Source organism: Bifidobacterium sp. M0404 (assembly GCF_016101415.1).
GTDB classification, from domain to species: Bacteria; Actinomycetota; Actinomycetes; order Actinomycetales; family Bifidobacteriaceae; genus Bombiscardovia; species Bombiscardovia polysaccharolytica.
Genome location: NZ_JACFQP010000002.1, coordinates 421,520 through 445,023, shown reverse-complemented (window position 1 = coordinate 445,023; position 23,504 = coordinate 421,520). Strand labels below are relative to the sequence as shown.

The following is a 23,504-nucleotide window of genomic DNA, read 5'->3' as shown; positions in this document are numbered from 1 at the left end:
CTACTCGTCATCGTTGGCTGCTCTTATCATATGTTGGAATTCGTTTGAATACTTACCAATGTCATGGAGCAAGCCTGTGCACAATCCCATCATTGCTTCATCTTGGTTGTACATTTCAGGACCCAACTGACTAGAAAAAGCGGCATCAAGACAGCCTGTCATTACTAAATGTTGGACGCATACTTCAAATCCATGATCCTCAGAGGATCGAGCCAAATACTGGTCAAATGTTTCTTCTTCTTTTGCCATCAAGCCACATCCATATCAAAACAGTATTTATAATTGACTTTATCGATAGAATTCAATCTGATTCGGAAGTATGTACAACAACTGCTCGCCAACAAAATAACCAAGTCTCAACCATAAACCTATTCTCCCTCGTACAGGTCCCTAAAGTATATTTTATAAAGAAGCAGGACAATACCAGATGACTTGATCATCATTGTTCCTAATACCTCTATAAATCACTATCCTTATAACTTAAATGTTGCTAATACAGAGACTTATGAATAGTGATCTGAACAGACCCATCGACAGATTTTGCCTTACTCTTTTTATGAGAGAGACAGCAACAAACTTTTTAGTTCGCGTATAGATACTTGCGTTTATATTGGTAAATTGCGCGGTTTTGAATCTACTGCATAAGCCAACCGTAATCCAAACAAGCCCTTAAATTGTTTGGTCCCAATAGTACACGTTACACTCCACGTATTTTCATAATATTCCTTGCTACTGCTATATCTACTTGGCGCGGTCATAGATTCATCCATCATCTACAAAGTACGGCGACGGTACTCCATAGGAGACATACCCACTTTGGACTTAAAAGCGCTGCAAAAGACTGATAACTTGGAATACCCGCAATTCAGAGCTATCTGCTCGACAGGCTTGGAGGAATTGCTGAGCATGCTCCGAGCCGAATTGATGCGCGCGTCCATAACATAGGCATGAGGCGTATAACCGGTTGCCTTTTTGAATACCCTAATGAAGCTGCGCTCCCCCAGGCCAGTCATAGCGGCAAGCTGATGAAGATCGAGGGGCTCATCCAGATGATTGGCAATATAGGTCATCACCATTTGAATGTCATGGCTACTCCTGTCAACGTCACCCTGCCCCACAGGCGCATCAACGAACCAGGTCAGAATGTCGGTCACATATTTCGCAAGCATTGTTTCGGATAAATAGGTGCCGGACCGAAATATGTTGTAAATGGTCTTTAGCGGGTGCAATGCCTTTTCATCCTGCTCCAGAGCGAAGATCGACCCTCGCTTGGCAATTATCTGCTGATAATAAAACCGGGCCGCCTGACCATCGAAATGCATCCAAAGCATCTCTGTCGGCCCCACAGACTGGTAGCGATGGTATTGGTAACAATCCAAAAGTACAAACTGACCACCATGGGCAACGCCCTGCATAGCATTGGTACGCAGTGTGAGCTCGCCCGATTTCAAATACATGATTTGAAAACTGGGATAAGTGTCACGCTCGGTGCAATGACCGTCGAGCATATGGAAAAACCCGGTTTCCAGAGGATAAAGCAAAACTTTCTTAGCATTGAGGCTAGGAGTATAGGTGTAATAGTCGAAACTACCGCCCCAGATGTGCTTTTCCGCAGAATCCAAAAACCCGCCTCCCTCGCCCGTCACACTGAGATGTCCCTATACCCGTTCATCCTAACCCTGCGACAGCAGACGAGCGCAATACCAATAGACACCGCTAACTGACACAACCTTTACCACGCAAGAATCACCTTATCTGAAGCTCATAGGCATAAATAGGAGTCAGCTCAACTGAGATAAGCCTGCCAACTGTAAGCTCCACCTGTTCAGTACGGGCAGCCATTGCCGAATCCACGTTGACAAAAGATCCCTTTTTCAGTGGAGTCAGACCAAGCACCAAGGTATTGTCATTGTCCCGCAACTCTCGTCGATAGTCCCTGAGCCCCACCTCCCAGGTGGAACCATTGGCAAAGTTATCATCCAATAGAGTCGACCCAGCCCAAAGCCAGGCGATATCACCGGAATACCGGATACGCAACAGCATATCCGTAACCCCATGGTGTCCTAATGCATCCATTGCCAGAGATGGCAAATGCAGGATGTACTTCATAGTACCGGCCTCATCGACTCGAACATCCTGATGTGGCAAAGCCACAGGTTCCGAATTGAGCACTGCTGAAAAAGGTGGCCACGACTCGATAACAGGGTGAGCACTCGACGACTCCAGCACCGCGCTTCCTGGACTTGACATGAACAGATTTGAGTCGTCATCCACAAAGACAAGACTGTCATGATCGACCACATACATGGCGTTCGACTGATTCCTATTAACCACTACAACATCGATGGCCTTGTCCCCACAGGTAACGGTGATCAATTGCCGCTGCGCATCGGCATCAACTTCTTCTGACATGACTGCGCCCTCTTGGAAGCGCATGTAATAACGAGACATGCCATCCGGTTTCATGAACACAAAGGTCGGTCGATTCCCGCTACGAGGCAGCAGCCGCGCTACCGGCTGCACAGTTGCACACACAAGTGTGATCCCGTCCAGGTCCATATTAAAGGGCAGGATACAGTTCTCCTGATCCTCCAGACCGATGCCATCAATGGTCAACCGCCGCCCATCCGCCAAAGTCAATGCAATGCTTTGATTCTTCTGAGGATTCATCTCGGCATGGTCCTGAAAATTGTTAAGAAAGACAAATCCACGAAGTCCATCCGTACGAAGACTCCAACGTAAAGAGTCAGAATCAGCCGGATCTATACAGTCCTGGCCCGATGGCAGATAAACCTCAAGAGGGGTAATCTGCTCAGAAAAATCCTGAACCAGACTATGAATAGTCTTCAGTCTTTTACAGGATTCACGGACCTGGCCATATTGACCGATCGCCGCCTGGAAGTCATAGGATCGCTTCGGGGTCTGGCTCTCATTGAGATAGATCCCGTCCCCCTGGGGATTGGTTCCACCATGAAACATGTAATACCCAAGCATGTTGCATCCAGACCCCAATTTGATGTTGGCCATGGCATCTACTGATTTCATCGGCAGCTGGAACCGGTAGCGATAGGACGAAAACATCCCGCCTCCCATCTCGCAACAGGCATAGGGAAGCGAGGAAGGCGGATACGCAGGATCGAATTCCTCTGTTCGCTTGCAGTCATCGGCATGGTAATTCCGGTAGAGATACTCATCTGTCTTAGGATGCTCACCACCATGAGCATAGAAAAGCCAAGGACGATAAGCATATCCTCCCCAAAGGGGCAGTACATCTGAAGGCACAGGTGAACCTCCCCACCCCGTGGAAGTAAAGAACGGCACACGGATACCCGCCTGTGTCGCCATAGTACGCAGCGCCTGCAGATAGGCCTCGCCATCATGACCTCCGGGTATCCACTCATTGGAAACCCCCGTGGTCAATTCCCAGGGTGCTGCCGAATGCATATATTCATTGTCGAGCTGAGCGGCAATAATCGGTCCACCATCAGCATAGTAAAGGCCTCGTAACTGCTCGGCTTCATGATTATAGAGATCGCGTACCGCTGCCAGGAATCCAGGATCCAGTGATCTGACATCATACGGCTTTCCATAGAGCCAATCCGGCAGTCCGCCATTGCGTGCCTCACCATGGGCAAAGGGGCCAAGACGAACAATGACGTACAAGTGATTGCGAGCGCAGAGACGAACAAATTCACGCAGATTCCTATTACCCGTAAAATTCCAATGCCCCTCACGCTCCTCATGGTGATTCCAGAAAACGTATGTCGACACAATGTTGATGCCGTTCATGGCCATCTTGGCCAGTTCCTCGTCCCACCGGTCTGCATCTACCCGTGAGTAGTGGAACTCCCCGCATACCCCGTACCAAGGTTTGCCATCCATGCTTATAAAGTAATCATTGATGGCTATGTGTTTGCCTTGAGAATCTACATCGTCTCCTTGGACGGTGATGGGCAGATCATGATGTTTCTTTGAGCTTGTGGCTCTCAGATTGATGTTAATGGTCATTCAGGTCCCCGTTCCTAATTTTGTGTCCTTTTGTATTCCTTAATCCCCGAACCCACCTGCTCATTGTCAAATGAAGCCAGGGAATCATTCCTGCCTATTCCTTAACTGAACCGGCGACCAAGCCCGCCACTATCCACTTCTGACAGAGGATGAAGAAGATGAAGACCGGTATCAAGGCGATAGTGGTAATGGTCATGAAGAGAGGCCAGTTAGTGGTGAACTGACCCATAGCAGTGAACACCTGCAGCACGATGGTCTGCTTTTCCGGTGATGAAATGTAGATGTTGGGTGTCATGAAATCATTCCATGTCCCCATGGTCTGAAAAACAATCACCGTAATCAGTATTGGCCGGATCAGTGGCAGTACAATCTGCCAGAATATCCGCAAGGGTCCCGCACCGTCGATGCGTGCGGCTTCAAATAACTCCTGAGGCAGTTTCATCATGTACTGCACCACAAGGAAGTAGCAGAAAGTGGAGCCGGCCAAGTACAGCACAACCAGGCCAGTCAAGGTATCCACCAAGCCTAAGCCGGCTTCCATCTTATACTGCGGGATGAGCAGAGTCTGCCCCGGCAGCACAAAGGAGAGAAGTAGGAATGCACCGATGCCGGCCGTGAATCTACTGCGCTTTTGAACCATGCCATAGGCGGCCAAAGCACCGATGATGACTTGCAATGCCACGCCGGCCACCGTCACGATGACCGTGTTCGCCAACGCCCTGAAAATAGGCAGACTCTCGAAGGCATGTCGGTAATTTTCAAGAGAAAACTTCGAGGGTAGGCCAAAGGGATTCGACATCATCTCGCCGGAAGACTTGAAAGTGTTGACGATGACGACATAGAGCGGTGAAGCACAAATAAGCGCCAGGGCTATGACCACAACCGACAGTATTGTTGTGCGAATTCGTCTGCGCCTCGTGATTGTCATGACAGCCTCTTTTCAAACAAGCGGGACAATAGCTGCTGCAAGGCGACTAGCAACAGACAGCAGATGAAGAACAGAACTCCCAAGGCCGAACCCACACCATACCTGCCTGATCCAATGCCGGTGACAATAATGGATTGTGTCACCGTATAAGTCGCGTTTCCAGGCCCTCCTCCTGTTAGGGCGAATGGCAGGTCGTACACTTTCAGGCCACCAGTGAGCAGCATAAAAACAGATACGCTGATGGCCGGCACCATCTGCGGCAGTGTGACATGTACGAACTGCTGAAATCCAGAGGCACCATCAACCGATGCCTGCTCGTAAAGATCTGCCGGAACGGCCTGTAGGTAAGCCAGATAGAGGGTGGCATGCCAACCAGTCTGAGCCCAGACAGCAATGAAAATGATGCAGAAGCATGCCAGCTTCGAATCACTGAGCCATGGAACCGGATCGATACCCATCTTTCCAAGCACCATATTAACAGCGCCATTGCCCAGTGGAGAAAAGATATACTGCCAAACCAGACCGAGCACAACCATAGATGGCACGGAGAGGAAGAAGAACAGCGAGCGAGCAAAGTTTCTACCAAAGAACTGCCGGTTGAGGATAACTGCCAGTGGAAGAGCCAGTACCGTGGTAAAAGCTGTGGTCAGAACGGTATAAACAAGGGTGAATCCCAGACCAGCAAGCAGCGTTTGATCCTGGAAAATCATTCGATAGTTGGCCAGACCCACGAACTTAGCCAGGGCGAAATCATATCCTCCATAATCAGTGAAGCTGAAAACCAGACTCTGGAAAAAGGGAATGAGAATGATGACAATATATACAGCCAAGAGGGGAAGCAGAAATCGCAGGGATACAAGATTATCCGCCAGATTGCGCTTTTTTCGTTCCCTTCTATGCCTCTCCTCATCAGCCTGATAAGCCGGAGAAACCGACCTGGCAACTGCAGTCATGACGACGCTTCCTTCATTTTTTCAATTGCATTAGTAAGAGGTTGATCAGCCAGGTCTGCCCAATTGTGGGCAGACCGGCCAGTGATTTCATCATGGAATTTCAAGAGAGAGTTTTGAGCTTGGCATCCAGATTCTTGGCAGCTGCGGCCGGGGTAATCTGCCCAAGAGCAACCTTCTGCAGCTGTGAGTATGTTTCGCCTCGCAGAGTGGAACGTCCAGTGACTGGCCATCCAAGACTATTCAGATAGACATGGCCGGTCTTAAAATACAAATCGTAGGGTTCTTTGAAAGTCGGATCGATGGCAGCCGTGAAGGTCTTAGTCGAAGGGATTAATCCTGCACCATCCTGTATGGCCTTGAGGCCCTGATCAGAAGCAAGATAGGTCAGGAACTTTTCAGCAGAGGTGAGCTTGTCGCCGCTGATCTTGGCATTGATGGCATATCCGGAATCAGCAGATCCTGGGGCCCAAGATTCGTCACCTTTATGCAGCATGGGAATGCGCCCGAAGGCAAAATTGATTCCAGCCTGCTTAAATGGCTTGACATCCCAGTAGCCCGAAGGCATGACGGCCAAACGTCCGGAGGCGAATTCTGAACGCACCTGATCATCACCCAGACCAGTCACATCCGAACTCATGACATCCTGAGCAAAGAGCTTTTGCCATTGCTCGTAGTACTTGGTATAGGAATCCGCAAAGCTGCTTTCATGATCGCCGATTTGTTGATCTATGGTCTTAGATTGCCCAGAGGAATCATTGCCGATCCAAGCCTCCACCGGAGCACCTAGACCTGACTTAGGCTCAAGGTAGGGCTTTTGGACTCCTGCATCTTTTAGCTTCTTGAGCATAACCAAAAACTCATCCCATGTCTCAGGAATATTGTCATACCCAGCCTTGCGCAGGAGATCCTTGTTATAGGCAAAGGCATTCGACCATGCTGTGGTCGACATAGACCATATCTTTCCGTCGACCGTCGATTGCTGCTTGTTGGTGTCACCGATATTCTTCATAAAGGACTCATTGGTCAAATCCTTAACAACTTTGTTTTTGACGAGCACAGACAGTTGTTCTGGAGGCGCCACGAACACATCTGCCAACTGCCCTCCTGAGATACGGGTCTGCAAGGTTTGTTGATAACCAGCTTGTGCTCCGTTGGTGGTGGTGAATTTGATTTTGATATCTGGGTTAGCCTTGGCAAAGCCATCCAACACAGGCTTATAGGCTTCCTTAGTATTGTTGGCGAAGAAAGTGATCTCCTTCCCGCTGCTCGTTGACCCGGCTCCGCATGCCGCCAGTGGGAACAGCAACGCCGCCGCCCCTATTACTGCCAGAGCTTTCATACTGCGTTTCATCATCACTTACCCTCCTTGGTAAGAGGCAATGCCCGAGGCACGGCCAGGCCATGAAGTCATCATGTCTTGGTCGTTTCTACTATTGTCGGTTTTCATTATGCACTAATGACATTAAGCATGCAAATCGGCATAGTTGCGGCATATATTCAGTTGTCATTTTTTCTATATCATGTCAATTTTTCTAAAGCAGAATAAAATTTCATCTCGATTGTCCATGAATTATATAGGTAGACTCTTCGTAGCTATGCCAATCAAAGCCACTCATAAATATCTAGGTTGTTGATTCTTCATCAAACTGGCCAATATGCCTTATAAATGACTGTGGTCAGACAGTACAACCTTCACCATGATCAGAACCCTATGTGCTGATTAGTCGATTCCGAATGGTTCAGATTCAGACACACCTGCACAAAAGTACGACCGCCGAAGCCACCGGTCCATCATGGCTTAGAGCGATACGCCAGCATAACTGTACTCGATTGACCTGACCACCGGTCAGAGGCAAGGAATCGTAAAGCCTGGCTTCCACAGAGGATTCTAGATTGATACTCGGCCGACCCCGGCCGTCGTCCAGGATCTCCACCCCGCTCCAGGGGAAATCATCCAATCCATAGGGCGATGGCTCAGGTCCCAGCGCCTGCGACCATGCCTTGAGCACCGACTCCTTGCCGGCCCAGCGCACGGCCAAGTGCGCCGCCGTGTCGTCATGCTTGAGCAGGGCCCGCTGCTGGGCCTGCCGCCGCTCCCGAGGCGAGAACAAGCTTGTCATACGTGTGCCAGGCATAGCCAGCTGCCGGCCGAACTCCTTCAGGTCGACCAGGTCATGTCCCAACCCCAGCACTTGTCCAAACCCGGCATCATCCATAGGCCCGAGTATGCCCCTCATCGGTCACTGCAGCAAATCATCCGGTCGGAAATTGAGGATTCCGCACCCCCCCCCGCTGTGTCATTGATAGCTAAGTTCCTGAGCGAACGACTGCAGGGGGATAAAGAAGATTTCGCCATATTAGCAGCAGGAGTCACAACGCTGGCATGACGCTGTTGGGCAGCTCTGTAGCCACTACCATCCAGCAGTCTCCGCTGTGTAGCCTATCGTGTACCCACTTAGCCCGTAAAGTACCGAATACTAGGGAGAATCTCACTCAGTCAGGCCCAATCCTGACCACTCCAAGTGGTTGAGAAACCCGTCGAAAATCCCGGAATATCAACGATTATCGTGGAGCGGGCGGCGGGAATCGAACCCGCGTAATCAGTTTGGAAGACTGAGGCTCTACCATTGAGCTACGCCCGCAAAGCCGTTGGCTCGGTAAACAGCATAGCACATGGGCCAGCCGGAACATGCAGTAAATTAATCATTGCTCGGTTTTGCTCAGCAATAAACTCACGTAGACATCACTGGGCAGAACCCTTGTGTGACAGGAAACCTGCACTGATTACCCCTCCCCCACGGATAACCATGAAGATCCGCGCAAAAATTCTGATCCCTTGGCGACCGGTCTAGATTCCGGCAGTTCATCCACCTTGAATAAGCAATCGCGCAGTCACCTATATAGCTTCATAGGCATCGGCGGAATTGTTACCCTTCAGGCACACACCGGTTCTGGCAGAGGGCACTGTCCGCTGGATGCGCGATTCAATCGCCCGATACGGCGAAATCAGCAACCAGCACCTCTCCCTTCCTGCAGGAGTCCTGCCCACAGCTGAAGGGAAAAATATCGGCGTGGCTATGATGATCGGGCTTCTCGCCATGAGTATTATGACAACAAACCGCAACCGCAGGAATTCCATAACAGCGGCCACTAACACCAACACTTCGTACGAGTAAGCGGTCGGACGACTCCCCAAAGACAAGTCCGGCCATTCGGGTGGCCCAGCAATAACCCCAAGTAAAACCTGGGCCACCCATCTACTTTTTATACCTTTTCATGAACAGGAGCCAAACACGGTCAGGTTGTAAAGGCCGCCTGCCCCTCAAACAGCATTGAAGCAAGACAAGGGATGGTCACAGCCAAGCCTGACGTACCCAGGGACATTTCATCCACTCTCCCGCGAAGAAAGCGATCACCCGAGTGCGAGCAGCTGATGAGCATCCACCCCATAACAAAGGGGGAGGTGAGCCGTTTGGCCCACCTCCCTGATCAGCGCAGTGATTGAGCTCTCACTGATTACCTATCTCCCGCTGCAGAGAATAGGTAACCGACCAATTCACGCTGCTCTCAACCTCGGTCGTAGTAGCCGTCGGCACCCAGACGGGCCTGGGGATCCAGCAGCATGGCCTTCTCGACCTCATGGCCCACATACCCGTGGCCGTCCTCATGGAAGCGACGGTTGTCGATGGGCTCGTAGAGCGGCGCCCGACCCATGCGGCCCTCCTCCAGGCGACGCTGGCCAGCGGCCAGACGGTCGTTGGCCCGGCGACGCCACTCGTCCAGGGCCTCCTGACCGGAGGTCTGGAACACAGCAGCTTCGAAGGCCCCCGGGCTGACGATGACCCCGATGCCGGAGACATGGCCGAAGCCCAGGGAGGTGACCAGTCCGGCCTTGACCCTGCCCACCTTCAGAGGCTGCTCCAGCCAGACCAGATGGTCGTCACGCCTCAGGACCGGATCCACGCAATCCAGGGAGGCATTGGCCGGGATGACCCCGGACCGGAAGAGCTGGGTGAGCCCGTTGATCTGGAAGATGCAGGCGCCGCCCTTGGCATGGCCGGTCAGGCTCTTCTGGGAGATGACGTAGAGCGGGTTGCCATCCGTCCGCCCGATGGCGTGGGCCAGGGTGTTGTGCAGCTCGGACTCGTTGGGGTCGTTGGCGTTGGTGGAGGTGTCGTGCTTGGAGACCACGGCGATATCGTCGGGATCCACGCCCAGCTTGGCCAGCGAGCGCACCAGGTCCGAGTCCCTGCCGCCCATGCCGGCGGCCAGAGCCCCCAGCCCGGGTGCGGGGATGGAGGTGTGGGCGCCGTCCGCGAAGGAGTGGATGTACCCGACCACGCCAGCCACAGGCAGACCCATGCGCAGGGCGATGTCGCCGCGGGTCAGCAGGATGGTCCCGCCGCCCTGGGACTCCAGGAAGCCACCACGACGACGGTCGTTGGCCCGGGAGAAGAACCGGGGCTGGATGCCCTTGGCATACATCTCGGCGGAATCGGCGGTGGCGTTCATGTTGCCGAAGCCGATGACCGACTCCACGCCGATGTCGTCGATGGCACCCGTGACCACGAAGTCCGCCTTGCCAAGGGCGATCTTGTCGGCGCCCTCCTCAAGGGAGACCGCAGCCGTGGCGCAGGCCGAAACCGGCTGGACCATGTTGCCATATCCGCCGATGTAGGACTGCATGACGTGCGCGGCCACCACGTTGGGCAGGGCCTCCTGGAGGATGTCTGTGGGGATTTCCTTGCCCAGGAATCGGTCCAGGTAGAGCTTGCGCATGGAAGCCATGCCGCCGAAGCCGGTTCCCTGGGTGGATGCCACTTTAGAGGGGTGCACAGCCTGAAGGATCTCCACCGGGGTGAATCCAGCCGACAGGTAAGCGTCCACGGTGGTCACGATGTTCCAGAGGGCGATCTCGTCCACGTCCCCGACCATGGAGGCGGGAATGCCCCACTTGACCGGGTCGAAGCCCTGGGGGAACTGGCCGCCCACTGTCCTGGACATGGTGGCCCGACGCGGCACACGGATGCGGGAGCCAGGCAGACGAGTGACCGTCCACTCGCCGGACTGCTCGTCGCGGGCGATGCTGGTGTGGTCCGGATCCTGGGCCACGTACTCCTGAGCCATATCCTTGGTGGGCACCGAGAAGGCCACGTCGTGATCGAGGAAGACGTCGACCTCCTCTTCGTTGGTGCCCTGTCGGTAGTCGGAACCCATGCCGTCATCGAAGGGACGGATGCCGGAGCGGGCCACCACCTGGTCGTGGTAGCGCTCGGCAATGTCCTGCTCGGGCACCAGCTCGCCGTCGGTGTCGTACCAGCCCGGCTTGGGGCTGTCCTGCCATTCGACCAGACCCATGTTCCAGGCCAGTTCGAGCACGGCGGCGGCACTCAGGTCTACCTGACCATCCGAGTGGATGCCCATCTCGGCCTCGAAGCGGGTGCGGCCGGAACCCCAGGGACCCATCTCGCCGATGGAGACGATGACGATCTGATCCTCGGGACGAGCGGTCACGCCTTGCCAGTCCTGCAGATTCACCGGTGCCTGGGCGGGTACCCGCGGTGTGGGCAGGGCCTTGATGACCCGGTCCGGATCCTTGTCGGCATCTGCGGGCGTATCTCCGGGCTTTCCGGCTGGAGCCGGTGTCGACGAATCGCCGTCCTGGGCAGCCTCAGCCTTCAAGGCTTTGAGATCCAACGGGCTGGAACCCAGGCCACCGGTCAGGTCGGCCTTAAGCGGGGCTTGGAGAGCCTGCTGACGAGCATCTACGGTGCAGAGCTCCAGCAGGGAATCAGCCATCTGCTCGGTGGAATAGGTGCAGATGCCGTGACGCTCCACCACCTGGACCAGCGGATCATTGCCGCCCATGAGCCCGGTGCCCCGGACCCAGCCGATCAGCGGGTGGGCGAAGGTTACACGGCCGGACCAGTCCTGTTCGGGGCGGGACCGGTTGACGATGGCATCCAGTGCGGCCTTGACCTCCCCGTAGGCTCCGTCGCCGCCGAACATGCCACGGTTGGGCGAGCCTGGCAGGACCACATGCAGACGGTGGTCGACGTCGGTGTCCGCCCCGATGCCGGCGAACCCGGCAATCTGGCGTTCCAGGCTCCAGAGCATGAGCCGGGCCTGGGACTCGAAGAGCCGGCCCGAGTCGGCCATGGTCCCGTGCATGGCGGGGGCTGCGAAGGGCAGCAGCAGGGTGGGCTCGTAGGCGGGCTTGAGCACGGTGGTCGTGGCCCCCGTGGTCTTGCGCTGCTCATTGCCCACCCAGTCGACCAGGGCATCCACATCCCGGTAGCTGGACAGGTTGGCAGGAACGATCCAGAGACGGGCACCGCCCACGGCATGGCGACGGTAGAGGTCACGGGCCCAGATGACGGTCTGCGGCTTCAAGGAGTGGAAGACAGCGATGACCGTCGCCCCACCCTCCAAGAGGCCCGCAGTCAGAGATCCTGCGATGGACTTGGGGGCCACGCCGGTGACCACAGCCACGTCCTTGGCGAACCGTACTGCGGTCTGGTCCGAGTCGGCAGGGGTCATGGCCTGATCGGCGATGCCGCTGAAGACCCGGGCCAAATCCTGCTCGCCGCGTTTGCCTGCCTGGTCGGCGTACCAGACGGCCTGATCGTGCACCTCACGTCCGGCTCCTACGAAGCTCAGGCGACTGCGGTCATCATCATGCTCGTGGTAGATGTGAGCCAGATCCTCTCGGGCACTGGCCCAGCGGTCGTCGAAGAGGACGGCGCGCGAGGCCTCGAACCGTGGTTCCACCTGCTCGGGCCAGTCGCTGCCCAGCTCGGCATTGACGGCGGCCACAACGGCAGCATCCTCATTCTCGCCAGGCTGGACGGCCGGGGGTTCAAGCCCCAGCTTGTCCAGGAGGAAGCGGGCGGTAGAGGCCAGCACGCCCTCAGAGCCGGTCACCTGAGCCGCGAAGGCATCAAGGGCAGCGGAGTCGACCACGGCACCGCCAGCGGCACCACCTGCAGAGGGCATGGAGACCGTGACACCGTGACGCTGGGCCACCTGCTGAACGGCCTGGTCAATCAGCGCGTTGGCCGCAGGCACTGTGGAGACGGCTTCAGTGGGCAGGAGCGCCAGATCACCGCCACGCGAGGAGGCACCCTCACGGGTGTCCAGGACCAGACTGGCCACGGTGGCCGAAACCCAGCCCGCACCCAGCTGCCAGACATCGGAGACCCGCTGTTCAACCTGCTGCAGCTTGAGGCCGGAGGGGCCGAAGAGGTCGCGGATGCGCTCACGCACGATGTCGGAGAGCACCGGGCCGAAGGGCCGATAGTTAGGAGCCACCTTGTTCACCAAGGCGCTCAGATCGGTCATGCTGGCCTCGGCTGCACCATCCACGCTGGCCACACCCAGCTCCGAGCTGATGTCCATCAGCAGCTGGTTGCGCCTGGAGGAAACGCCATTGGTCAGGGTGTCGGTGGTGTCGGTCTGCCCGATCTGCTCGGGGCGGATCTTGGTGGAGTAGGCCAGCAGGACGGCGATGGCGTCCGATGCCTTGAAGGGCAGGTCGGCCACCTCGGCACCCGACGGACCGCCGGTCGCCGGGGCAGGAGCAGGAGCCGAATCCTCGGTTGCTGCAGGAGCAGGAGCCGAAGCTGGAGCCGGATTCGATACCGGGGCGGGCGCAGCAGCCTGAGCAGGTTCAGTGCTGGAGTCCTGGGCCGGAGCTGCGGGCTCCTCCTCCACTGTGGCCATGGGATCGGTGTCGGTCAGATAGACCCGGCTCTCGTCCCTGCCCAGGTTGTAGACGCTCACGTGACGCTCGCGGAAGTCAGGCAGCTTCAGGGTCTTGGTGCCCAGGTTGGCCAGGGTGGGTGAATGGCCCAGTCCCACCTCAATCAGCTGCTCCACGCCCAAGCCGCCCTGTTCAGGGGCGTCGAACATGATCGCCTGGGTCTCGATCCACCGCACAGGAGAGGCGAACTGCCAGGAGAGCAGCTCAGTCAGCAGCAGACGACCCAGCTTCTGGTCGTCAGCCGCATACTGGTCCCAAACCTGGGGATCGCCCAGAGCCTGCTTGATGCGCTCGGAGGGAACCACCTCCAGGATGGAGGCCGCGAACTCCTTGGTCATCTGGAAGGGCCGTGCAACCAGGTTGGGTATGTAGCGACCCTCCAGGCGGGAGTAGTCAATGTGCTCGGGCAGCAGGGCGTCCAGGGTATCGCGGAACTCGGGCACCCCCTTGCGCAGCAGGGTGGAGTGGAAGGGCACGTCGATGCCGGGCACGTACATGAAGGCCGGCTTGCCGCCCGCCTCCTTGGCCCGACGGTTGGCATCGGCACGCAGATACTCCAGACCGGCGATGGTCCCGGCCACGGCGTACTGCTGGCCGGCCAGGTTGTAGTTGACGATCTCCAGGAATTCGCCGCACTCCTTAGATACGGACGCCACATACTGCTTGACGCCGGAGTCGCCCACGCCGAACTGGTTTGGACGCAGGGCGCCCATCCGGTAGTTGCTGCGCCCCTGGTCGTCGCGTTCGATCAGGGAGTGCATGGTGGACCCACGGTGAAAGACCAGCTCCAGAACCGTCTCCAGGGACATGACCCCGGCGAAGGAGCTCAGGGCGTTGTACTCGCCCAGGGAGTGGCCGGCGAAGTAGGCGGGCCAGATGTCCATGCCGGACTCGCGCAGGCGGGCGGTCTGGGCGAAGGCCACGGTGGCCAGGGCCACCTGGGTGAACTGGGTCAGGTTGAGCAGACCCTCAGGATGGTGGTAGGTGACCCCCTTGGCTGTAAGGGTATGCGGGTTGTCACGCACCACGGCCAGGATGGAGAACCCCAGCTTGCTACGGGTCAGGGCATCGGCCCGCTCCCAGGTCTCACGGGCGGCCGGGGACTTGGCACGCTCATCCAGGACCATGCCCTGCTGCTGGATCCCCTGGCCTGGGTAGACGTAGGCGGTCCTCGGGGCCCGAGCTATTGCCGTGCCGCGGGAGACCAGCTGGCCGTCGATCCTGCAGGTGACCTCCAGGACCAGGCCGCCATGGCGAACCTTGCCCACACGCTCCAGGCTGATCTCCACCTTGTCGCCCAGCTGGACCATGCCGTACATGTTGTAGGTCCATCCGGCGATCTCGTAGTGGACGCCCTGCTCGTCAGTGGCCTGGGCCGCGTACTGGGCGGTGGCCGACAGCCACATGCCGTGCACCAGCGGCGCAGACAGACCGGAGACCGCCGCTCCTCGCTTGGACGTGTGGATGGGATTGAAGTCACCGGAAGTGCGTGCGAAAGCGGTCATGTCCTTGGGGGCGGTGACGGTGACGCGACGCAACAGCCTACGGGGTGTGTCCACCGTGTCGGCGCGGATGCCGCCATATTCGGGAGCCTCCTGGGGCAGCTGGTCGCTGTAGGCGCGGCCACGGATGGCGAAACGCTCGACCTCGCGGGCCAGCACGGTTCCGTCCTGGGCGGCGTGGACCACATGGATGGTCACCACCCGACCGGAGGCTGACTCCTGGTAGGGCTCGGCCCAGCTGGTCAGTTCAATCCGCTGGCCGGTGTGCTCCAGCAGGCGCTTCTCGCTGACCTCCAACTCGATCAGATGGTCCAGATGGACCGCGTTGAGCAGTCCCTCGATGATGGGGAAGCCATCCACATAGACGGATCCCAGGGCTGCGTAGATGGCCGGCCAGGCCGGACCCACCAGAGCGTCGGGAGCGAAGCCGGAGGGGATCAGTGCATCGGGCAGGGCACCTCCGGTGGCCGCCTCATGGTCGAAGCCCAGGTTGGCCGCCAGTGTGTAGCCGCTGTGGGCCAAACCGAAGGGGTGGTCCTGGTCGTCATCATCCTTCTCGATGACAGGCATGGCCTCCAGCTTGTCGCCGGTGATGGAGGTATTGCCGATGCCGGCTGTGTCGGCCAGCATGGCGTAGACGTCCTTGGGCAGGCGGCTGCGGTCAACCACCGGGAAGAGGCCGACCTGGTCGCTCTTGAGGGTCAGAGGCACGACGATGTCACGCACCGCATGCCGGTCCAGACCGCCGTCGGGATCGTCGTCCCAGTAGGTGTCCAGATGGATGTCCAGATCGTAGTGCTCGCCCTGGTCGTCCTGGCCGGTGGCGGTGATGGTGTAATTGGGGTCGTCCATGGCCGTGCCGTAGGCCGGATTGGCCATCAGGTGTCCCACCCAGGAGATGTTGGGGCTGCGGCGGATGAACTCCTGTGCGTCAGCGGCGCCTGCCAGCTGGCTGTAAGCCTTGGCGGGACCGCTGTCCAGGCCACGCACCCGATCTATGGCCGCCTGCTCGAATCGTCCCAGAATGGAGGCCACCGGCTCGTCCACCGTGGTGATGCCCGCCACGGAGATGGGTCCGGGGATGGCCCTGACCGAGTCGGCACCGTAGCGGGGATCCTCGGACTGCCAGAGCTGGTCCTGACCCCACCAGCGCAGCAGATCGTTGTCGATGACCGGCACGAAGGGCATGGGCTTGGGGTACTCGCGCACCAGGACGGGGAACCAGGCCACGTCGGTGGGCACCACCTTGAGCTCGGCTGCCTGGGGATAGGCCTCGTGCAGCCGTCGAAGCGCCTGCTCGGGCTCGGCAACATCCTGCCTGGAGGCGAAGATGGAGTCGAACTCGCCGCTCTGACGCTCGCAGACACGGGCCTCGATGCGCCGCAGCAGGTGCAGGAAGCGGTCGATGTAGGTGTCATCGGCCCAGGGGTAGGCCAGGTCGGCGAAACGTTGGGCCCAGTCCTGGTAGGTCATGGTCTCCAGATCGCCGAAGTAGGGCTTGGCGGTCTTGTTCAGGGCCTCGATGATCTCTGCGCGACGGGTCTCCAGCTCCTCGGGGTGCTTCATAACCCGGACCAGCAGGCGGCCGCACTCGGCTGAGGAGTTCTCCATCTCGTAGATGTCGGCGTGCAGATGGCTCAGGCCGGAGCCCACACCTCCCACAGACTTGCCGCTGGGCACCCACTTCTCACCCATGGGGGCGAAGGGGTCCGGATCGGGGGTGGAGCTGTCGATGCCAGGGGTGGCCACCAGAGCCCGCTTGATCTCAGGATTGGTGTGGGCCTCCTTGGCGGTCATGGCCGCTGTGCCGATCATGACGCCGTCCACGGGCATGTCCGGCAGGTGGTAGGCACGGGACCACTGACCACTGATGTAGTCGGCCGCCCGCTCAGGGGTGCCGATGCCGCCGCCAGCCACGAGCACGATGTTGGGGCAGGCACGAACCTCGGCATAGGTGGTCGAGAGCAGGTCGTCCAGGGACTCCCAGGAGTGGTGGCCTCCTGCGGCCCCGCCCTCGACCTCCATCAAAATGTGGGTGGGTGCGACCTTGCGGGCGATGGCCACGACCTGACGGATCTGGTCCACCGTACCGGGCTTGAAGGCCACGTAGGGGAAGCCTTCCTCGTTGAGCTGACGGATCAGGGTCACGGCCTCGTCCAGCTCGGGGATGCCGGCAGAGATGACCACACCGTCGATGGGGGTGCCGGAGGCGCGCTTCTTGGGCACGATGTGCTGGCTGCCGAACTGGAGGTTCCACAGGTAGCGGTCCATGAACATGGCGTTGAACTCGACCGTGCGGCCCTCCTGCAGCTGGTCCTCCAGCTGGGACACATGGCGGTCGAAGACCTCGGCGGTCACCTGACCGCCGCCGGCAAGTTCGGCCCAGTAGCCTGCGTTGGCGGCTGCAGCCACGATTTCAGGCTCCACAGTGGTCGGGGTCATGCCGGCCAGCATGACCGGGGGCTTGCCGGTCAACCGGCTGAAAGCAGTCTCCACCCTGGGGCCAGCCGGGGTCTCAAGCAGACGGGGAGCCAGCTTGGACCAGTCCTGGGTTCGGGCCGGGTCCTCCTCCATGGTGGACAGCTCCGCGCGCCGGGCCTGATTGGATGCTTCGACCACGCCGACACCGGTGCCCTGGACCAGGTTGTCCACCAGCTTGCCCAGGGTCTCGCCCGGGCCCAGATCCACCAGCCAGAGGGATGCGGCATCCTGCTGGTCCATGACCTCGGCGATCCGGCCGGCCCAGTCGGCGTGGTTGAGCAGAACCTCCTCAGCCAGAACCCGGGCACGCTCGGTGTCCAGACCGCAGCGGGAGGCCCATTCCACGCTCAGATCCACGGCTTCCTTCATGAGCGGGGAGTGGAAGGGCAGGGTCACATCCAGGTACTCCAGAACCGGCGAGAAGGCGGTTCCGCCACGGACCTTGTCTTCGCGCAGTTGGCGCTGATGCTCGCTCTCCTTGCCAGCCTCGATGGCAAAAGCGGCCAGATCCTCCGGATAGCCGGACAGGACCAGGTTGCGATCCGAGTTGGTCACGGCCACGCTGATGGGGCCGCGAGCGCCAGGCACCCGGTCGACCAGAACCTCCACCTGATGGCGGGTGGCCCCGCGCACCGAAAGCATAGGGGTGGCCTCACCCTGGCGGTGGATGCCCAGACGACGGGCCTGACGAGTGCCAGCCGTGCCGATCAGCATGGCGGTGGCCAGAATCTGGTCAATGGCACCCTGGGCAGCCTTGAGGGATCCGGCAGCCTGAATCTCCTGAACCATGTGAACGCCGATGATGCCCTGGGAGTGCCCCAGCAGGGCCACCGGACGGGCCTGGGCCGCGTCGTAGCCCAGCTGGTCCATATCCATGAGGGCGCCCAGCTGCACCAGGGCGATGCCGGGCACGCTGACCGCAGCGTCGGCGGCCGGCCCCAACCTGACCGGGTCGGGCCTGTAGCCGAACATATCCAGCTGACGACCGTTGGTGGCCAGCAGGTCGGGCTTGACTGCCCTGAGTAGGTCGGTTGCCGCCGCCATGCGCTCCTTCAGGGCCTTGTCGATGTCAGGATCGCCCTGCAGATCGGCCAGGGCCACGGTCCAGGGGTTGGACTGGCCGGCGAACATAAGCGCGTGCGGCTGCTCAGCGAGACGGTTGATGAAGAATGTACTGGTCATGATGTCCTATTCATAGAGAGTTGGGGATTACTGATAATGACGAGGAAAAGTTCATAGAGGCTGGTTGCCGTGGTGCTTGTCGTTGACCCTGACGCGTTGCTTGTCTGCCAGGAGGTCCATGGCCTGAACCAGGACCGGTCTGGTCTGCTCGGGGTCGATCATGCCGTCCAGCTCGCCCATCTCCAGGGAGAGATTGGCGTTGACGGTGCTGGTTTCGTACTCCTGGGCCAGTTTGTTTCGCAGCTCATCCACGTCCCGGCCGGCTTCCTTGGCCTCCTGCAGGTCGCGCCGATGGATAATGTTGACCGCGCCCTGGGCTCCCAGCACGGCGATCTGCGAGGAGGGCCAGGCATAGTTGAGGTCCGCGCCGATGGCCTTGGAGCCCATGACGATGTAGGAGCCGCCAAAGGCCTTGCGCAGCACAATGGTGACCATGGGCACCTGGGCGTTGGCATAGGCGTAGATGACCTTGGCACCCCGGCGGATGATGCCGGCGTGCTCCTGGTCCGAACCCGGCTTGTAGCCAGGGGTGTCCACCAGGGTGATGACCGGCAGGTTGAAGGCATCGCAGAGGCGGACGAAGCGGGCCAGTTTCTCGGAGGACTCCACATCCAGGCTGCCCGCGTCCACCATGGGCTGGTTGGCCACGATCCCCACCGGCCGGCCCTCCAGGCAGGCGAAGCCCACCACGATGGACCGTGCGTAGAGCTCCTGGACCTGAACCAGCTCGCCGTAGTCGACGATGGCATGGATGACATCCAGCACGTCGTAGGGCTGCCGGTCGTTCTCGGGGATGACCGTGGCCAGGCGTTTGGCGGCCTGGCGCTCGGCATGGCCGGAGATGAAAGCGTACCGGGGAGGCTCCTGTCCGCTGTTGGCAGGCAGGTAGGCCAGGACGGTCCTGGCGTAGTCGATGGCGTCGGCCTCGTCCTCACCCAGGTAGTGGGCCACGCCGGAACGGGTGTTGTGCACGTAGCCGCCGCCCAGCTGGTCCATGCTGATGGTCTCGCCGGTGGCCGCCTTGACAACATCAGGACCAGTGACGAACATGTCGGAGTTCTCCTTGGTCATGATGATCAGGTCGGTCAGAGCCGGGCAGTAGACGGCACCGCCTGCGCAGGGCCCCAGGATCAGGGAAATCTGCGGAACGAAGCCGCTGGCCTGGCAGGTCTTGCGAAAGATGCGTCCGTACTGGGTCAGGGCAGCCACACCCTCCTGGATGCGGGCGCCTCCCGAGTCGATCATGGCCACGATGGGAACCTTGATCCGCAAGGCCATGTCCATAAGCCGGCAGATCTTCTCACCCTCGGCCCGGCCCAGGGTACCGCCCCTAACGGAGAAGTCCTGGGCGTAGACGCCGACCTTGCGCCCGTAGATCAGGCCGAAGCCGGTGATAACCGCAGAGCCCGCCCGGTCCCCGGCGATGTCGCCACCGGCGAAGCGGCCCACCTCCTCGAAGGTGTCCTTGTCGAAAAGCAGATCCAGGCGCTCCCGTGCGGTCTGCTTGCCCTTGGCATGCTGACGGTCGCGGGCGTGCTCCTCAGCCTGCTTGGCCAGGGCGGCGGCCCGGTGGATGCCCTGGCGCACCGGCTGGGAACCCAAGGTGGATTCGGTGACGCTCATGCCTGCTCCTCCCCGCCCAGATCCAGGGTGACCAGGGTCTGGCCCGGATCCACCCCTTGTGCCACGGACACATCGATGGTCTTCACACGACCTTTGGCCGGGGCATAGACGTAGTTCTCCATCTTCATGGACTCCAGAACCACCAGCAGGTCGCCCTTGTCCACCTCCTGGTCGGGGGCCACGTTGATGCGGGTGACCACCGCCTGCATGGTGGCCACGATGACGCCGGACCTGGCCGCATCCTGCCGGGGGGTGCCAGGCTCCTGATCCCGTAGCCCGCGTCCGCGCAGGGGCTGCCGGGGCCGCGAAATGCCGCCGTGCCCGCCGACGCCGCCCATGCCTCCCAGCAGTGACTGGGGCAGGGCCAACCTGACCCGCTTATCGTCGATCTCCACGTTGTAGGTCTCCATGGGATCGCTGTCCCGGTCCTGTTCCTGGGCGGAGGCGCCGGAGACCGAGGCGGGCTGGCCGCTGCCGTTGGAGGCAGGCTCCACATTCAGGTAAACCCGTTCCAGCCACTTGGTCGACACATCGAAAGAGTGCCCGTCCTCGGCGGTGAACTCGGGGTTGGTGAAAATCTTCTGGAAGAGGCCGGCCGGGGTGGGGACCCCGCTGATGCTCATCTCGCGCAGGGCCCGGCGAACCCTGGCCACGGCGGCTGGTCGGTCCTGGGCGGTCACGATCAGCTTGCCCATCATGGAGTCGTCCCTGGGCGAGACCGTATCGCCCACCTCGACACCCGAGTCCACGCGGATGCCGGGGCCGGAGGGCCACTGAATCGACTCGATGGTCCCTGAGCTGGGGGTCAGGTTGGTGGCCGGGTCCTCGCTGGTGATGCGCAACTCGAAGCTGTGGCCTCGGGGCGGAGGCGCCACATTCAGGGAGCCGCCGTCGGCGATCCGTAGCTGCTCGCGGACCAGGTCCAGTCCGCAGACCTGCTCGCTGACCGTATGCTCCACCTGCAGCCGGGGGTTGACCTCCATGAAGTAGACGTCGTCCCTGGGGGTGACCAGAAACTCGCAGGTGCCCAGGCCCACATAGCCCACCGTGTCGAACAGACGGCGGGAGAACCCCTCAAGCTGGGCGATCACATCGTCGGACAGGAAGGGAGCCGGGGCCTCCTCCACCAGCTTCTGGTTGCGGCGCTGAACCGAGCAGTCCCTAGTGGAATAGACGGTGAACTGGCCGTGGCTGTCCCTGCCGGACTGGGTCTCCACGTGTCGGGCGCGGTCCACGAACTTCTCGATGAAGTAGTCGCCCAGGTCGCCGCCCTGAAGAGCGTCATGGTTCATGTAGAAGGTGCGCAGCTCGTCGCTGTCATTAATCAGGGTGATCCCTCGGCCGCCGCCGCCGTCAGCCTTCTTCATCATGACCGGATAGCCGTGCTCGTCGGCGAAGTCCAGCAGGGGACGCATGTCGGTGACGGGCTCGCTCAGGCCTGGCACCACAGGCACCCTGGCCCGCTCGGCCACCTTGCAGGCGGTGATCTTGTCGCCCAGCTCGTCCAGGACCTCTGGATCCGGCCCCACCCAGGTGATGCCCGCATCAAGCACCTTGCGGGCGAAAGAGGAGAACTCGGACAGGAAGCCGTATCCCGGGTGAAGGGCATCAGCGCCGGCCCGGCGGGCGATGGAGACGATCAGATCCTCGTTCAGGTAGGTCTCCATGTTGGTGTCCCCGGGCAGGAGGTAGGCCTCGTCCGCCATCTGGGCATAGGGGGCATCACGATCCTGGTCGGCATAGACCGCCACGGTAGCGATCCCCATCTCCTGGGCTGTGCGCACAACCCGCAGGGCTATCTCGCCGCGGTTGGCGATCAGCAGTTTTTTCATTCCCCTCTCCTCACTGGTTGATCAAGGGTGATTGGATTGACGGAAAGCATGAACAGGGTGGGGATTAGGCCCCCACAGCGGCCACTTCAGGCAGGACACCCACGTCTGCCGTAGATACGTCAACCTGGTCGCCATCCGTCAGCTGCACCCGCAGGGAGGCATCCGGGTTGATCTCCAAAGCACGGCCCTCCACGGGCTCACCGGCCACGGGGACAACCCTGACCCGCTTGCCCAGCGTCCAGCTAAGCGCGGCAATCCGCGAGCGCAGACCCTGGGGCCCGTTCAAGGTCCTGTCCAGCGACCCGTAAAGGCCAAGAGGGGCCATCTCCCCGCTCAGGTGCCAGCTGATGGCATCGACCAGATCGTCGCGAAGGGTCTGATAGTCGGGCAGGTCCTGGTAATGCAGCTGCAAGGATGTGGACTCCGCAATGGGCAGCGCCTGCCGTGGCAGGAACAGGTTGATGCCGATGCCGACAACCAAGGCAGACCAGTCCTGATCCACCCGGACCAGCTCGCAGAGGATGCCCCCCAGCTTGGCCCCGCGGCAAAACAGATCATTGGGCCATTTGAGGGTCAGGACCCTTTCAGGGTCGCCGCCGTCAGCCAGCGGACAGCCGTGGTACTCAAGCACATCCTGCAGGCCTTCCAGAGCAGCCAGCCCCGCCACCATGGGCATCCATCCGCCAAAGGGTCCAGTCAGCAGTCTGGTGGGCAGCGGCAGGGCCCAAGTGGCCAGCAGGGAGCATCGGGCCTGATTGACCCAGGTTCGGGCAAGACGACCGCGGCACCGGGACTGTGCATCCGCAACCGCTACGCTCAGCGGCATGGTGCTCTGCCCGGCGCCCGGCCATCGCCGAATACCTTTACTTGCGACTCTTCCCTCGTACCGTGTAGTCGTAGAAACACCCTGACGGGCATTTTTTCGAGGCGTATCTTCGGCTTTTCCCCTTGTGCCAGAGGCCAGTCCCTTCACGGTCTCCGTGCTCGTTGTCGATTCACCGCCCCCAAACAGCCGCTCGACCCGGTCGCGCGCATCCGAATACGTCGAGGCTTCCAGAGCATGAGCCACGAGCGTATTGGTCGAATCGACGGTGTCGAGCACCACGATCGAGGAGAGTACGCCACTGTCCAGCGATGCCGAAGGCTGCCACTTGATATTCTGATGAGGCACGCGTTCCACTATACGGCACAAGGGGTCAGCCCCGGTAGCGAACCACCCACAAAAGCGACGGC

11 protein-coding genes and 1 tRNA gene are annotated in these 23,504 nt (G+C 59.6%); all 12 read right to left on the bottom strand.

Annotated elements, in window-relative coordinates:
* Nucleotides 1–249, bottom strand: coding sequence for a hypothetical protein (locus H3T93_RS06020; protein WP_144178375.1), 249 nt, complete (start codon nucleotides 247–249; stop codon nucleotides 1–3).
* Between the two features lie 524 nt (nucleotides 250–773).
* Nucleotides 774–1,646, bottom strand: a complete 873-nt coding sequence (locus H3T93_RS06015; protein WP_144178373.1) for an AraC family transcriptional regulator — start codon at nucleotides 1,644–1,646, stop codon at nucleotides 774–776.
* A 100-nt stretch (nucleotides 1,647–1,746) separates the two neighbouring features.
* Nucleotides 1,747–4,008: a beta-galactosidase gene (locus tag H3T93_RS06010; RefSeq protein ID WP_144178371.1), complete on the bottom strand. Its 2,262-nt coding sequence runs from the start codon at nucleotides 4,006–4,008 to the stop codon at nucleotides 1,747–1,749.
* 94 nt (nucleotides 4,009–4,102) lie between these two features.
* A complete protein-coding gene (locus H3T93_RS06005; RefSeq protein WP_144178370.1) occupies nucleotides 4,103–4,936 on the bottom strand; it encodes a carbohydrate ABC transporter permease in 834 nt (277 codons plus the stop codon).
* Complete coding sequence (locus H3T93_RS06000) at nucleotides 4,933–5,889, bottom strand: carbohydrate ABC transporter permease (RefSeq protein ID WP_144178369.1); 957 nt, start codon at nucleotides 5,887–5,889, stop codon at nucleotides 4,933–4,935. The genes H3T93_RS06005 and H3T93_RS06000 overlap by 4 nt, the downstream gene beginning before the upstream one ends.
* Before the next feature lie 100 nt (nucleotides 5,890–5,989).
* A complete protein-coding gene (locus tag H3T93_RS05995) occupies nucleotides 5,990–7,243 on the bottom strand; it encodes an ABC transporter substrate-binding protein (protein WP_144178368.1) in 1,254 nt (417 codons plus the stop codon).
* 391 nt (nucleotides 7,244–7,634) lie between these two features.
* Nucleotides 7,635–8,126, bottom strand: a complete 492-nt coding sequence (locus H3T93_RS05990) for a holo-ACP synthase (protein WP_232348698.1) — start codon at nucleotides 8,124–8,126, stop codon at nucleotides 7,635–7,637.
* Nucleotides 8,127–8,457: 331 nt separating this feature from the next.
* A tRNA-Gly gene (locus tag H3T93_RS05985) sits at nucleotides 8,458–8,531 on the bottom strand.
* Between the two features lie 925 nt (nucleotides 8,532–9,456).
* Complete coding sequence (locus H3T93_RS05980; protein WP_144178367.1) at nucleotides 9,457–18,816, bottom strand: type I polyketide synthase; 9,360 nt, start codon at nucleotides 18,814–18,816, stop codon at nucleotides 9,457–9,459.
* A 51-nt stretch (nucleotides 18,817–18,867) separates the two neighbouring features.
* The gene (locus H3T93_RS05975; RefSeq protein WP_144178365.1) at nucleotides 18,868–20,439 is read right to left on the bottom strand and encodes an acyl-CoA carboxylase subunit beta; all 1,572 of its coding nucleotides are present in this window, start codon (nucleotides 20,437–20,439) and stop codon (nucleotides 18,868–18,870) included.
* Entirely contained in the window at nucleotides 20,436–22,271 is a 1,836-nt protein-coding gene (locus H3T93_RS05970; protein ID WP_144178363.1) for an acetyl/propionyl/methylcrotonyl-CoA carboxylase subunit alpha, read from the bottom strand. The genes H3T93_RS05975 and H3T93_RS05970 overlap by 4 nt, the downstream gene beginning before the upstream one ends.
* Nucleotides 22,272–22,335: 64 nt before the next feature.
* Nucleotides 22,336–23,442 (bottom strand): biotin--[acetyl-CoA-carboxylase] ligase, encoded by a 1,107-nt coding sequence (locus tag H3T93_RS05965; RefSeq protein ID WP_144178362.1) that lies wholly within the window; start codon nucleotides 23,440–23,442, stop codon nucleotides 22,336–22,338.
* Nucleotides 23,443–23,504 lie beyond the last annotated feature (62 nt).

Excerpts from the sequence above, each read along its gene's own strand:
- H3T93_RS06020 (WP_144178375.1), bottom strand. The coding sequence starts at position 249 with ATGGCAAAAGAAGAAGAAACATTTGACCAGTATTTGGCTCGATCCTCT.
- H3T93_RS06010 (WP_144178371.1), bottom strand. The coding sequence starts at position 4,008 with ATGACCATTAACATCAATCTGAGAGCCACAAGCTCAAAGAAACATCAT.
- H3T93_RS06005 (WP_144178370.1), bottom strand. The coding sequence starts at position 4,936 with ATGACAATCACGAGGCGCAGACGAATTCGCACAACAATACTGTCGGTT.
- H3T93_RS06000 (WP_144178369.1), bottom strand. The coding sequence starts at position 5,889 with ATGACTGCAGTTGCCAGGTCGGTTTCTCCGGCTTATCAGGCTGATGAG.
- H3T93_RS05995 (WP_144178368.1), bottom strand. The coding sequence starts at position 7,243 with ATGATGAAACGCAGTATGAAAGCTCTGGCAGTAATAGGGGCGGCGGCG.
- H3T93_RS05990 (WP_232348698.1), bottom strand. The coding sequence starts at position 8,126 with ATGAGGGGCATACTCGGGCCTATGGATGATGCCGGGTTTGGACAAGTG.
- H3T93_RS05980 (WP_144178367.1), bottom strand. The coding sequence starts at position 18,816 with ATGACCAGTACATTCTTCATCAACCGTCTCGCTGAGCAGCCGCACGCG.
- H3T93_RS05975 (WP_144178365.1), bottom strand. The coding sequence starts at position 20,439 with ATGAGCGTCACCGAATCCACCTTGGGTTCCCAGCCGGTGCGCCAGGGC.
- H3T93_RS05970 (WP_144178363.1), bottom strand. The coding sequence starts at position 22,271 with ATGAAAAAACTGCTGATCGCCAACCGCGGCGAGATAGCCCTGCGGGTT.